Source organism: Butyricimonas paravirosa (genome assembly GCF_032878955.1).
Lineage (GTDB): Bacteria > Bacteroidota > Bacteroidia > Bacteroidales > Marinifilaceae > Butyricimonas > Butyricimonas paravirosa.
Map to the genome: position 1 here is coordinate 2,754,184 of NZ_CP043839.1, position 12,532 is coordinate 2,766,715.

Genomic DNA, 12,532 nt, shown 5'->3' on the forward strand with positions numbered 1-12,532 from the left:
GAAAAAATAAATAATTAAATCTATAATCTATGAAACAAGGAACGACTCTTTTCCTCCTAATGTTTTTCGTGCCATGGATGCTCCACGCACAGGAAGCGCCGCAAACGATATCGCTGCAGCAAGCAGTGGAGTTTGCCATCAAGCACAACAAAGAACTGCAATCTTCGCAGATGAATATTGATTTGTATCGCCAAAAGGTACGGGAATCCGTATCACAAGGATTGCCACAAGTCAATGGTACCGTAACGTATTCCACGAATTTCAACTACAAGATGGATTTCGGCGGTCAAGCGATAAAAATGAAAGACCAGTCTAACCTGACGGTAGGTTTGCAACAGTTATTATTCAGCGGCCAATGGATTTTAGGACTGCAAACCAGTAAAATCGCTGTACGCCTGACCGAGCAGGAAGTTGAAACCACGGAACTAGATATTATTGAGAATATCTATAATTCATACTACACGGTGCTGGTATCTGAAAGAATGCTCGACATTCTACGTCAGAATCTGGAGAATATGAATGAAATTTACAAGCACACCGATAATATGTACAAAGCCGGAACGGTTGAAGTGACGGACGTGGATCAAATCCGCATTAACGTGGGACAACTGAAAAACAGTTTATTATCCATGGAGAGAACGGTTGCCGTGAATTACAACCTACTGCGTCTTCAACTGGGACTGGAAGCAGGCACCCCGATTAAACTTACGGACGCGCTGAACGTATTCTTGGAAAACGATAAGTCCACTCGCTTGTATGTTGAGAAATTTGACATCAATAATAATTTAAGTTATCAATTGATCACCACGCAAACCGAACTGAATAAAAAGATGCTGGGATTGGAAAAATGGAGTTACGCTCCCACAATCTCCGGTAATTACAACTTCAACTACAAGATTTTGAAACCAGCATTGGATATGAGCCCGAAACACACGGCCGGCCTCACGATGAACATTCCGATTTTCTCCGGTTTACAGCGGGATTCCAAGGTTAAACAGGCCAAAATCACCTTGGAACAATCTTATATGCAGAAGAGTTTATTGCAAGACCAGTTGAACGTGCAGGACGAACAGTTGAAATTCAACTTGAAAAACGCCATGGAAAATTACAACCTGCAAAAAGAGAACATCGATGTTGCCACGCGGGTATTAAAGAACTACCAGAGAAAATACGAGCTGGGAGCTGTTTCCAGTTTGGATTTGACACAAGCAAATAACAACTACCTGCAAGCAGAAACAAATTACACGGAAGCAATTCTAAGCTTGCTACAAGCACAAGTAAGTTTGGAAAAACTGTATAATCAACTTCCCCGATAAAACAACTTGAATAACAAAAACAAAAAAGAAATACAATGGTAAAGAATCTCATTTTATCGATTATAGCATTAGCTATCCTTGCCGGTTGCTCGGGCAAAAAAGATAAGACTACAGGGGAAACCGTGGAGGCGGTTCCTGTTAAGGTGCAAAAATTAGAGAAGACGGATATTGCCAAAACCTTGGACTATACCGCCAACTTACAAGCAGATAAGCAAGTGTACTATGCCCCCGCTGCCACGGGTAGAATCGAGAAGATTTACGTGGAAGTAGGCGACCGCATCAAGAAAGGTCAGTTACTCGTTGAGATGGATAGAACCCAGCTAGTTCAAGCAGAAGTTCAACTAAAGAACTTGGAAACGGAATATAACCGTGCCGTCCAATTAAATGAAACCGGAAGTATCTCCAAACAAGCTTATGATGCTGCCGTAACCCAATACGAAGTAGCTAAAGCTAACGTGGATTTCTTGAAAGAGAACACGAAAATGCTCGCTCCTTTTGACGGTATCGTGACCGGAAAATATTTCGAGAACGGGGAACTTTACACGGGTGCAGCTTTCGGTGGGGCCAGCAAACCTTCTATCATCGCAATCGAGAAGATCAACCCTTTGAAAGCTTACGTGAATCTAGCTGAACAATACTATTTGTCCGTACAAAAGGGAACCAAAGTTCAGTTGAAGAGCAATATCTATCCTGACAGAACATTTGATGGTACGGTTAGCATCGTTTACCCGACGATCGACCCCGCCTCAAGAACTTTCACGGTAGAAGTAAAAATCCCGAATAGCGACGAATCATTAAGACCGGGGATGTACGGAACCATTGACTTCTTCATCGGTAACACAGAAACTATGGTCGTTCCGGCTATCGCTGTATTGAAATTACAGGGTTCCAACGATCGTTACGTGTTCTTGAATAAAGATGGAAAAGCAAAACGTGTGGCAGTAAAACTCGGCAGACGTTTCGAAGATCAAGTAGAGTTGATCAGTGATGAAATCCGCGAAGGAGACGAGTTGATTGTTGTCGGTCAAGGCCGGTTAGTTGACGGATCACCACTTTCTATTACAAAATAGGAGAAACCCGCAACTTAAAATTTAAAACTTAAAATTTAAAATTCAGAATATGAGTATATACAATACAGCGGTCAATAAACCCATTTCAACCTTGATGGTTTTCCTCGCCATCATCGTACTGGGTGTTGCTGCCTATATACAATTACCGGTGGACCAGTATCCCAAGATGGACCCGCCTTATATCACGGTAATGGCAACCTACCCGGGAGCTAACGCCGCAGATATTGAAGAGAACGTGACCAAGATCCTCGAAGACCAGTTAAACTCGGTGGATGACTTGAAGGAATTGACCTCAACTTCTTACGATAACCTATCTGTTATCTCCCTAGAGTTTGAATGGGAAGTAAATCTTGACGAGGCTTCAAACGACGTGCGTGATGCAGTAGATAAAGCCATGTCCAGCCTCCCGGATGATATAGACCGTCCTACCATCATGCGTTTCAACACGTCCATGATGCCTATCTTGATTTATGCCGTAACCGCAAAGGAATCATATCCCGGTATTGACAAGATTTTGGATGACAAGCTGATTACCCGGTTAAACCGCGTGGACGGAGTTGCCTCTGTTATCGTGGCCGGAGCCCCGGAACGTGTCGTTTACGTGGACCTCGACCCGAATAAACTTGATGCTTACAATTTGACGCTGGAACAAATCGGTAACAAGATTCTGGCAGAGAATAAAGATATTTCTTCCGGTAACGTGAAGATGGGACAGATGGACTATACTTTGCGCGTGGAAGGAGAATTCGAAGAAAGTGACCAGATCAAAAACATCGTGTTAGGCACTCAAAATGATAAAATCATTTACCTGCGTGATGTTGCCAATGTACGGGATACCCTAAAAGATATTACCCTAGAACAAACGATTAACAGAGGTCGGGGTGGTGTATTAATGGTAACCAAACAAACCGATGCAAACGCAGTAGCTGTTGCGAAACAGGCAAAGAGCGAAATCGAGAAAGCACAGAGGGAACTACCGACAGATATCAAATTCCAAATCATTTCGGATAACTCGGACTTCATCATCAAGTCTATTAACAACTTGCAGGAGTCTTTGATGTACGCTTTGATCTTCGTGATCTTGATCGTGTTCTTATTCTTGGGACGTTGGAGAGCAACCTTCATCATCGCATTGACAATCCCGATTTCCTTGATTGTTGCTTTCATTTACTTATTTGCAACCGGGGAGTCGCTTAACATTATATCTCTATCGTCCCTATCTATTGCAATTGGTATGGTGGTGGACGACGCCATCGTGGTATTGGAGAACATCACGAAACATATTGACCGGGGAAGCCGTCCGCGAGAGGCCGCCAAATACGGTACAAACGAGGTTTGGTTGTCTGTAATCGTTACGACGTTGGTAACCGTGGCTGTGTTCTTCCCGTTGACCTTGGTGAGCGGTATGACCGGTATTTTGTTTAAACAGTTGGGATGGATCGTTTGTATCACGGTATGTACGTCAACCGTGACCGCAATCTCTTTGACCCCGATGTTGTGTTCTCAATTGATGAAAATTCAAGAGAAGACGGATTCAAGTAAGTTTAGTTTCTACAACTTCGTTTCCAGAATGTTGGAGAAATTGGACAGTGCTTACGAGAAATTGATCCGCTGGGTACTTGTTCACAAGACCGTAACGATCCTTAGTATGTTTGCTTTATTCTTTGCCTCCATGTTCCTGGCTAAATTGATCAAAACGGACTTTATGCCCCAAAATGACCAGAACTACCTGAACGTGTACGCCAAGATGCAATCCGGCCAACGTGTAGAGGTGACGAGAGAGGTTGCCTTGGAAATTGATTCCATCATTCGAAAAGATATTCCGGAAATCACGTTGATCAACTTGTCATACGGTAGTGAAGAGGAAGCCTCTTTCGCATCCATGATGAACAGCACGGGTAACAATATCTTGAACATGCGTTTGAGAACAACAGATATTAAAGACCGTCAACGTAGTGTGTTCCAGATTGCCGACCAGGTGCGTGGTATCTTGAAAGCTTTCCCGGACATTTTACAGTACACGGTAACAACTTCAAGCGGTGGTTCCATGGGAGGTAATAACGTGGACATTGAAATCATGGGACATGACTTCAACACAACTACGAATCTAGCACACTCCATCGCAGAGAAAGCCCGCCAGATTCCGGGTGCGGAAGATATCAAGATCAGCCGTGACGAAGATAAATCCGAGTTGCGTATCATGCTGGATCAAGATAAACTAGCCCGCCACGGTCTGACGACGTCTGAAGTAGGTTCATACATGCGTAACCGTATCTATGGATACCGGAACAGTAAATACAAGGAAAACGGAGAGGAATATGATATTATCGTACGTTTCGACGAGAAATATCGTTCTTCGATCACCGAGATTGAAAATATCATTATTCCTGACGGCAAGGGCCAGAAGGTTCGGTTAAAAGAACTGGGAGAAATCCAAGAGTTCTTCTCCCCGCCAAATATCGAGCGTAAGAGTAAACAACGTTTGTTGAAAGTGTCTATCACCCCGGCAGCAGGAGTTGCCCTAGGAGATATAGCAACTGCAGCTCAAGAGATCATCGATAACACGGAAATACCTCAGGAAGTATCCATGTATATCGGTGGTAGCTACGAGGATCAACAGGAATCATTCAGCTCATTGTTCTTATTGTTGTTACTCTCTTTGATGTTGGTTTACATCGTGATGGCTGCACAGTTCGAGTCATTCAAGATGCCGTTCATCATCATGTTGGCAATTCCGTTCGCCTTCACCGGTGTGGTTCTTGCCTTGTTGCTGACGAACACAACCTTGAGTATCGTTGCCGCATTGGGTGCTATCATGTTGGTGGGTATCGTTACGAAAAATGGTATCGTATTGATCGACTTTATCAACTTGATGCGTGAACGAGGTATCCGCCTGTACGACGCAATCGCAATGGCTTGTCGTTCTCGTTTGCGTCCGGTATTGATGACCTCGTTAACCACCATCTTAGGTATGGTGCCGATGGCAATTAGTGCTGGTGAGGGTTCTGAAACCTGGAGACCGATGGGTATCGCCGTAATCGGTGGTATGATCTTCTCCACGATTATCACGATGGTGATTGTTCCGGCCGTTTACGCCGCAATGGACAAGAGTGGTAGCCGTGACAAAAAGAAGATTCTCAGCAAACAATTCAAGTTCATGGCCGACTTTAACCCGGAAAGAGATCTTCCGAAAAAGAAATAAATAATACTAAGTTAGATTTACGATGTAAAATGTAACATCGTAAATCTAACATCTAAAGTCCTAATAATTATGAAAGCAGTATTTATATCATATAACCAAGCTTTGACCGAACGGGTTGCTTTTATCCTTGATCAATTACAGATCCGGGGATTCACGCAATGGCCCTTGGTAAACGGAGCTGGAACCGTGGATGGAGAACCGAGAATGGGAACCCACACTTGGCCGGAAATGAACTCCGCAACCTTGACTATCGTGGAGGAAGAAATGGTTCCTCTGATCTTGAAATACGTCAAGAACCTGGATGAAGTGAATAAAGAAAACGGTATCCGGGCATTTGTCTGGGACATCACGGATATGTATTAAAAAAAGAGGCTTTCGCCTCTTTTTTTATTCTGCATCCAATGATTTGAATCCCTTTCCTAATATCTCTCTGGAATCAATAACATTTATGAAAGCCTCCGGGTCAATTTCACGGATACGGTGACGTAAAATCATCATCTCACGACGGGTTAGAATCGTGTAGATAATCTCACGCGCCTCACCTTTATAAGCCCCGATAGCCGGTAAAATCGTAGCACCGCGATTAATATCATTCAAGATTATATTTTTCACTGTATCCATTTCTTTAGTCACGATCATCAACGTCTTGTGAACAGAAGCTCCCTCCACGATCAAGTCGATCACCTTACCTTCGATGAACACGATAATCCAGGAATACATCGGCAAACGCCAGTCTCCGAAGGCTACAACCGTTGACAGGGTTATCGTACAATCCACGATAATTACCAACGTTCCCAAAGAGATATGGGTGTACTTGTTCAAAATCATGGAAATAATATCCGATCCCCCGGAAGTCGCCCGCGCCTTGAAAATCATACCGATACCGATACCGTAAACAATACCACCGAAAATAGCCGACAACAACTGTTCGTTTAACATTGTCCGGTCAGTAATTCCCGGTTCCAATAAAGCATCATAACCGTAAACATAGTGAATCAAGCGCATAAACGCCGGAATGGCAAACGTACAGATGATGGTCTTCACACCAAACATCCCTCCCAAGAAATAGATTCCCAATAGCAACAGGGGTAAATCCATGCAAAGAGCCGCAATTTCAGTCTCCCAACCCCACAAATGATGAAATACCATGGACAGACCGTATGTTCCCCCGGGAGCAAAACCATAAGGCTCCGCAAATAACACAGCCCCTAATGCAAACACGAAACAACCACCCAACAACCATCCGTAGGTGATAAAGAAATCCTTGGAGAACAATTTCTCCTTAGTTACAAATCCCATACTACAACTTATTTATTTTAGTTATTAATTTCGCTTGTTTTTAGCCGCACAAAAGTACAACTTGTTTTCGACTTTTTACAACGTTTTCGATCTCTCGAATTTAACTATAAACACCTAATTACAAGTGAATTACATTTTAATTTCGATGCATAATTATACAACTCACCTCATAATTATTCGAAAAAACACGAACCCCATGAAAAAGAATAATTTTCAATACTCCATTTCCGATTTCCAATTATTTTCCTTATGTTTGTAAACGTATTGGAAAGGTAATGTTCTTCGTGACATTACGAGGGAATCCCGTGAGAGTCGGGAACTGTACCCGCAGCTGTAAGTTTCGAAACTTTAGTCTCTACTGCCACTGTCTGTACATGGATGGGAAGGCGACGAAAAGGAAACAAGTCAGAAAACCTGCCAAGACGTAACTGTTTATGTAGCTTTCGGGAAGTGAAGCTGGCAAGATGTTTATCATGGTAACATGATCTTCTTCTACCCAAATTTTCCAACAAGCATTGTTCTGTGAAATAAGTGAGCAGATTATGAGATGTAGAATATCTCTGCCAATTTTGTTTTACATCGCGTAACAAGCTCACTTATTTTGAATACAGTTTCCAAATCAACGATAAAGCCTCGCTTGGAACCAAGCTTGAAATATCATCTCCTTTTCGGATCATTTCTCGGATCTCGGTGGCAGACAAGGGAAACAAAGGGGCATCAACGAACGTCATGTTCGTAAATCCTTCAATAGAAGTGATAATACCTGAACGGGGATAAACAAAAATATCACAATGTCCCTCGATCCAACGATGCTCCTTCCATTTCGGGAAATCCAGTACGTTATCCCCCCCGATGATCAAAGCAAATTGTTGACCGGGGTATCGATCAAACAAAACCCGTAAGGTATCCACCGTGTAGGAAGGTTTAGGCATTGAAAATTCGATATCACAGGCTTTCATTCCGGGAATTCCTTTGATGGCAGCCTTCACGATCTCGAAACGCTCGGTCTCCGGCAAAAGGAATCGATCTACTTTAAACGGGTTACAAGGACTGACCACAAACCACACTTCCGCACACAACTTTTTTTCCAACAGGTAACGAGCAATTCCCACGTGCCCGTTATGGATCGGGTTAAACGATCCGAAAAAAAGTCCGATAACAGGTCCGCTTTTCTTTTCCTTACCTTGTTTCATTCGATTATTTCAAAAAATCCCTTACCGCCTTTTCAGCTTCGGCTAAAGCCGTATCTAAATTGTCATTCACAATGACCACGTCAAATTTATCAGCAAATGTCATTTCATACTCCGCTTTAGCCACACGTTGCTCTATCTTCTCCATTGAATCCGTACCCCGTCCGATCAACCGTTGCCGCAAGACCTCCACGGAAGGAGCTTTAATAAAAACAGATAGCGCCTGATCCCCGAATATTTTCTTGATATTCACCCCTCCAACAACATCCACGTCAAATACCACGGCATGACCAGCCTTCCAAATTCGCTCCAGTTCACTCTTCAGCGTCCCGTAGAAACATCCCGGATAGACCTCTTCCCACTCTAGGAAATCCTCCGCCTCAATTCTTTCTTTAAACTCATCCGTTGAAAAGAAATAATACTCTTTCCCGTGTTTCTCTTCTCCCCGGGGCGCCCTGCACGTTGCAGACACCGAAAACTCCAACCCGAAATCCTTCGCCAGCAAGTAATTCACGATCGTACTCTTCCCCGATCCGCTAGGTGCTGAAAATATGATTACCTTCTTTTTCATCCGTTTATAAAGTTTATAAGGTTCATAAAGTCAAAGCTTTTTAATAAAGTTCGATAACATTTTAGATATGATTTCTGTTTCTAGCAAAAGTTCGGAAAAATTCTTTTCATCTAATATCAATACATCCTTAGCTAAATAAAGCATTGAGCGAACTTCACCACACGATCCTTTCGAAATATAAAGAAATTGTTTGAATTCAAGATTGGACTTACGCTCAAATCCCTCTGCAATATTATTCATCACAGATACTGCAGCTCGTTGTATTTGATCTTTGAATCCATAATCTTTACTACAACCAAATTGATTATAAATTCTTCTTGCCAAATCTCGAGCTCTTTGCCAAGCAAGAATATCTTCAAATCGCTCTACTCTCATTACTTACTTTATGAACCTTATAAACTTTATGAACTTTACGAACCTAATCATAGCACATTGAGACTCTGTTCCTTTATTTTTTCCAGTTCATCTTTCATGCGGACAACCAGTTTCTGGATGTCGTGGTCATTGGCTTTAGAACCCATGGTGTTGATTTCTCGACCGATTTCCTGAGCGATAAATCCGAGTTTACGTCCCGGCGCCTCTTCTTTCTCCACCGTCTCGACAAAATATTTACAATGATTTGCCAAACGAACTTTCTCTTCCGTAATATCCAGTTTCTCCAAGTAATAGATAATTTCTTGCTCTAACCTGTTCTCGTCAATATTTTTAATCTCTCCCCACTCCTTCATCTTGTCTTGCAAGCGTTGCTTGATAGTAATCACTCGTTGTTTCTCGAACTGGGGCACTTCTCCCGACAAGCTTTTGATCAACTCGATCCGTTTCAAAATATCTGCAATCAAAACTTTACCCTCTTGAATACGGAAATCATCAACATCCGACAACGCTTTCTCGATGGCTCTCTTCAAACAATTCCAACCTTCTTCATCCAACTCTTCCATTTTAGCTTGCATCGTGTCAGGGAAACGCATAATGGTTTGCAGCAACTCGCTCTTGTTGATTTCCACTCCCAACGAACTCGCAACTTCCAACATCTGATTATAATACTGTCTTACCACCGATTGGTTCACGGCAACATCTTTCTCGTCCTCCGCATTATCAAAATAGATATACACGTCCACCTTCCCGCGTTCCAGAACGTTCTTTATCATATTCCGGATCTCGATATCCTTCTCTTTGTAAATACTCGGAGTCCTCAAATTAATATCCAATTGTTTTGAATTCAGACTTTTTACCTCCACGATCACTTTCTTTGTCCCGCAGTCCACTGTTGCTTTACCGAAACCGGTCATTGATTTTATCATAGCTCTTGTTTTAAATACAAACATTTAACCACAAAAGTAAGGCTTTTTTTGAAAATCCCCGCCAAATAACTACCTTTGTTCAGTTTGTCAAATCATCAGAATATACATAATCATGGATGCGAATCATCTTTCTGCCTTCCAAAAAGGAGTTATCGGGGTACAATTTCTTTTCGTCGCCTTCGGTTCGACGGTACTCGTTCCCTTACTTGTAGGATTGGACCCGTCAACAGCACTTCTTACCGCGGGAATCGGAACATTAATTTTCCATCTTGTCACGAAAGGTATCGTTCCCATCTTCTTGGGAAGTAGTTTCGCATTCATCGCCCCAATCATCAAAGCCAGTGAATTGTACGGTATGGCAGGAGCCCTTTCCGGGATGGTCGCCGTGGGTGCGGTCTACGGGCTTATGAGCTTGTTGGTAAAATTACGGGGAACCGACTTTATCAAGCAACTATTTCCCCCCATCGTGATCGGTCCGGTAATCATATTAATCGGGCTTTCCCTCGCCAGCTCCGGGGTAAAAATGGCAAGCGAAAACTGGGTATTGGCCCTTATCTCCCTGATCACGGCTGTCGTCGTCTCTCTGAAAGGCCGGGGGCTGTTAAAATTAATCCCTATATTCTGCGGAATCATTGTCGGATATCTTGTAGCACTTTTCTTCTATAACGTGGATACCGCCCCGATCAAAGAAGCCGCATGGTTTGCCCTTCCCCAATTCGTGACACCCGATTTCTCTTGGGCTGCCATTATCTATATGGTTCCCGTGGCCATCGCTCCTGTCATCGAACACATCGGGGATGTCTACGCGGTGAACAGTGTTGCCGGTAAGGATTTCGTGAAAAACCCCGGATTACACCGTACACTACTGGGTGACGGTCTTGCCTGTGTTTTCGCCGGGTTAATCGGTGGCCCTCCCGTAACCACGTATTCCGAAGTTACCGGGGCCGTGTCTTTAACAAAGGTGACAAGCCCTGCCGTGATTCGAATTGCTGCCGTGATGGGGATCGTCTTCTCGGTTTTCGGTAAAATCAGTGCTTTGTTAAAATCCATCCCAGCCTCTGTTTTGGGAGGGATCATGCTACTCTTGTTCGGAACAATTGCCTCTTTGGGAATGAGTAACTTAATACAGAACAAGGTTGACCTTTCCAACACCCGCAACATGATTATCGTCTCTCTCATCCTAACCTTCGGTATTGGAGGGGCGGCCTTCGAATGGGGTAATTTCTCCATGTCCGGCATAGGCCTTGCCGCCTTATTGGGCGTCATCTTAAACTTGATATTACCGACAAAAGAATCCAAAGCATAATACAGGCTTCCAAACGTCACTCATCTCTTGTGGATCAACATATCCACCACCCCTTTATGCCCTACCGCGTAACAAAAAAATAACCGTTTTGAAACATTAGATTCACATAATCAGCGGAACTTGCAATCGCAAAAAAGAAAGAAAACAATTTATTTAAATGAATAGAAAATGAAAAACTTGCTTTTAACCACAGTTCTTATGTTAGCTGTTATTTTTAGCAGCAACGCGACACATGACGTGAACGGTCCCGCTAAAAAAGTATCTATCTCCGGAGCAGGGGCAACCTTCCCTCTTCCCTTCTATAACCTTGCATTCAAAACTTATCAAGATAAAACAGGTAATTCCATTACCTACGGAGGCATCGGTAGTGGTGGCGGTATTCGTAGCCTGAAAGACAAAATCGTGGATTTCGGGGGGTCCGATGCCTATCTGTCCGACAAAGAAATGAGCGAAATGCCCGCAGCCGTGGTTCACATCCCGACGTGCATGGGAGCCGTGGTGTTGGCGTACAACCTTCCGGGAGTAGACAACTTGAAACTAACCGGGGATATTATCGCCGATATTTACTTGGGCAAAATCACCAAATGGAACGACAGCCGTATTGCAGCCATCAATCCCGGCGTGAACTTACCCGACAAAGCCATGAGTCCTGTCTATCGTTCAGATGGTAGCGGAACCACTTTCGTGTTCAGTGACTATATGACCAAAGTAAGCCCGGAATGGGCCGAGAAGATCGGAACCGGAAAATCATTAAAATGGCCGGTAGGTATGGCCGCTAAAGGTAACCCAGGCGTTGCTGGAGTAATCAGTCAAACTGAAGGGTCCATCGGTTACGTGGGTTCCGAATATGCTTTTGCCATGAAAATCCAATTCGCCCAGATGAAAAATGTGGCCGGTAACTTTATTACCCCAAACACGGAAAGCATCTCAGCCGCAGCGAAAGGAGATATGCCCGCCGATACCCGTACAATGATCACCAACTCGGCCGCTCCGGATGCATACCCGATCAGTTGTTTCACATGGATCATCTTATACAAAGAGCAAGCCTATGCCGATAGAAATCAAGCTCAAGCCGAAGAAACATTGAAACTATTGAACTGGATGCTGGACGCAGAGGCCCAAGCCTTAACCACAAAAGTAAACTACTCCCCGCTCCCGGAAAAGGCAGTAAAAAATGCAAAAGCGTTACTAAAATCAGTCACTTACAACGGGCAACCCGTGTTGAAATAATCAAGTATACACATTATTCAAAAAACTACAAACTCCAAATTGCACTA

Annotated in this window: 11 protein-coding genes and 1 riboswitch; of the genes, 6 read left to right on the plus strand and 5 right to left on the minus strand. The window is 43.4% G+C overall.

Going from position 1 to position 12,532, the window contains the following annotated elements; all coding sequences use genetic code 11:
- Window positions 1-29 precede the first annotated feature (29 nt).
- The 4 genes from F1644_RS11370 (at window position 30) to F1644_RS11385 (ending at window position 5,951) form a co-directional block, all read left to right on the plus strand.
- The gene (locus tag F1644_RS11370; RefSeq protein WP_229782346.1) at window positions 30-1,316 is read left to right on the plus strand and encodes a TolC family protein; all 1,287 of its coding nucleotides are present in this window, start codon (window positions 30-32) and stop codon (window positions 1,314-1,316) included.
- Between the two features lie 35 nt (window positions 1,317-1,351).
- On the plus strand, window positions 1,352-2,386 hold the full coding sequence (locus tag F1644_RS11375; protein ID WP_118304542.1) for an efflux RND transporter periplasmic adaptor subunit: 1,035 nt from the start codon (window positions 1,352-1,354) through the stop codon (window positions 2,384-2,386).
- 49 nt (window positions 2,387-2,435) lie between these two features.
- Window positions 2,436-5,588: an efflux RND transporter permease subunit gene (locus tag F1644_RS11380; RefSeq protein WP_118304543.1), complete on the plus strand. Its 3,153-nt coding sequence runs from the start codon at window positions 2,436-2,438 to the stop codon at window positions 5,586-5,588.
- Between the two features lie 69 nt (window positions 5,589-5,657).
- Window positions 5,658-5,951 (plus strand): PG0541 family transporter-associated protein, encoded by a 294-nt coding sequence (locus tag F1644_RS11385; RefSeq protein WP_087419055.1) that lies wholly within the window; start codon window positions 5,658-5,660, stop codon window positions 5,949-5,951.
- A gap of 24 nt (window positions 5,952-5,975) precedes the next feature.
- Here the strand turns inward: F1644_RS11385 and F1644_RS11390 are convergent, their stop codons facing one another.
- The 5 genes from F1644_RS11390 to F1644_RS11410 all read right to left on the minus strand — a co-directional run bounded on the left by F1644_RS11390 (window position 5,976) and on the right by F1644_RS11410 (window position 9,949).
- The gene (locus F1644_RS11390; protein ID WP_118304544.1) at window positions 5,976-6,887 is read right to left on the minus strand and encodes a YitT family protein; all 912 of its coding nucleotides are present in this window, start codon (window positions 6,885-6,887) and stop codon (window positions 5,976-5,978) included.
- A gap of 253 nt (window positions 6,888-7,140) precedes the next feature.
- A riboswitch (cobalamin riboswitch) is annotated at window positions 7,141-7,323 on the plus strand.
- A gap of 160 nt (window positions 7,324-7,483) precedes the next feature.
- Window positions 7,484-8,080, minus strand: a complete 597-nt coding sequence (gene nadD / locus F1644_RS11395) for a nicotinate (nicotinamide) nucleotide adenylyltransferase (protein WP_118304545.1) — start codon at window positions 8,078-8,080, stop codon at window positions 7,484-7,486.
- A gap of 4 nt (window positions 8,081-8,084) precedes the next feature.
- Window positions 8,085-8,648, minus strand: coding sequence for a guanylate kinase (gene gmk, locus F1644_RS11400; RefSeq protein ID WP_118304546.1), 564 nt, complete (start codon window positions 8,646-8,648; stop codon window positions 8,085-8,087).
- 30 nt (window positions 8,649-8,678) lie between these two features.
- Window positions 8,679-9,023 carry a four helix bundle protein gene (locus F1644_RS11405; RefSeq protein WP_118304547.1) on the minus strand — a complete coding sequence of 115 codons (345 nt, stop codon included), beginning with the start codon at window positions 9,021-9,023 and terminating at the stop codon, window positions 8,679-8,681.
- A 47-nt stretch (window positions 9,024-9,070) separates the two neighbouring features.
- The gene (locus F1644_RS11410) at window positions 9,071-9,949 is read right to left on the minus strand and encodes a YicC/YloC family endoribonuclease (RefSeq protein WP_118304548.1); all 879 of its coding nucleotides are present in this window, start codon (window positions 9,947-9,949) and stop codon (window positions 9,071-9,073) included.
- Between the two features lie 112 nt (window positions 9,950-10,061).
- On the opposite strand from F1644_RS11410, the gene F1644_RS11415 reads away from it, so the two are divergent.
- Together F1644_RS11415 and pstS are read left to right on the plus strand one after the other, a co-directional pair.
- Window positions 10,062-11,255 (plus strand): uracil-xanthine permease family protein, encoded by a 1,194-nt coding sequence (locus F1644_RS11415; protein WP_118304549.1) that lies wholly within the window; start codon window positions 10,062-10,064, stop codon window positions 11,253-11,255.
- A gap of 168 nt (window positions 11,256-11,423) precedes the next feature.
- Window positions 11,424-12,485: a phosphate ABC transporter substrate-binding protein PstS gene (gene pstS / locus F1644_RS11420; protein ID WP_229782347.1), complete on the plus strand. Its 1,062-nt coding sequence runs from the start codon at window positions 11,424-11,426 to the stop codon at window positions 12,483-12,485.
- Window positions 12,486-12,532: the final 47 nt, after the last annotated feature.